The 1289-nt window shown below is 31.2% G+C and carries 1 protein-coding gene; it reads right to left on the reverse strand.

What is annotated here, in order from left to right; genetic code table 11:
- Nucleotides 1-89 precede the first annotated feature (89 nt).
- Complete coding sequence (locus AA089_RS23040) at nucleotides 90-902, reverse strand: hypothetical protein (protein ID WP_046759380.1); 813 nt, start codon at nucleotides 900-902, stop codon at nucleotides 90-92.
- Between the last annotated feature and the right edge of the window lie 387 nt (nucleotides 903-1289).

Raw genomic sequence — 1289 nt, forward strand, 5'->3', positions numbered from 1 at the left:
CTTCCAATCAAGTTCGTTTAACTCAATTGTGAATTTAGTTTAATCATGTTCTATTTTGCAAAATTCTAATAGTTTATTTGTAAGAAGAGTTATTTCTTTCCAAATAGTTTTTTGAAAAAGCTTGATTTTGGTTTTTCTTTCATTTTAGGTTCGTTCAGAAGAGAACCAGAAAGCCAAAATTGCCCGTGAACTATTCCTCCTTTTTTCGGAGAAGTAGTAGTGAAAAATCTTAAATCCGCTAGCACATCAACTTCGCCACCAAGAGTGTCGACAAGCATCCAATAGAATTCTTGTCCAGTAAATTCATTTTTTCTTTTTTCAGCTTCTTTAATAATACCAGCAAATAATCCTAGAGCTTCAGGCGGATTTGAGTTATTACCTTCATTTTGATTAAATAATCCACTTGGAACGAAAGATTGAGATGACCATTTCGGTTCGCCTTCTTGTTCGTTGGCAAAAGCATCCTCCGATTCGTAATAATCAAATTCTTGAGCAAATGCAGACAATTGAATATCAACTGTTTGAGGAATCTCAATTCCTAAATATTTTTTATGATTTGGGACATCAAAAACAAAAGGATATACGCCACTTTCAGGATTATCATTCTCCGTTGGAGCTGCCCAAGAATGAAATGCTCCATCTAAAATACTTTCTGGTCTATCAATAGTAGCAGTCAAAGAAACTGTTCGTTTACTCTTTCCTTTAAAATGCGGATTTACACCAATTAGTTTATTTTTTTTACTCATCTGAATCCATAGTTCAGCGCCAGATGCGTCAGAGAATATAAAATATGTTCCTTTTAACGTTTTTAGTGGAATTGACTTTTGGTATGCCTTTTCGGTTAAAGAATATAAGTCTTCCTCACTTTGTATATCAAAACCTATATCTGATAAGTTACTCATGTACTTTACTTTTTTATGTGCCACAACCTTTTTGGTATGGCTGGTTGTTGAAAATAAACAACATAGAGAATAATCATTTTTTGAAATTCTCTTATGTCTTTTTTAAGAGTTCGATAAGCTCATTCTTGATTGTTTCTAATAGTAAGTAATTGTATCTTGTTTAAAGAGTGTTGTCATTTTTAAAACTACAACTTCCTTACGTAAAGTCAAAATCATTTTTAATTTCATGATATAATAAAGACTGAAGAGTGTTCTTTTGTAAATACGTACATTAAATTGAATTCGACATCAAAAAGTTTGGCATAAGAAATTTCACATTTAGTATTACTTCGCGTAAATTCTTAGAAAACTTTTTTATTCAACATTCAACATTCAACATTTATAATT

It is taken from the genome of Kordia jejudonensis, from assembly GCF_001005315.1.
Lineage (GTDB): Bacteria > Bacteroidota > Bacteroidia > Flavobacteriales > Flavobacteriaceae > Kordia > Kordia jejudonensis.

What these genes read in the sequence shown, in the direction of transcription:
- AA089_RS23040 (WP_046759380.1), bottom strand. Translation starts at nt 902, where the DNA reads ATGAGTAACTTATCAGATATAGGTTTTGATATACAAAGTGAGGAAGAC.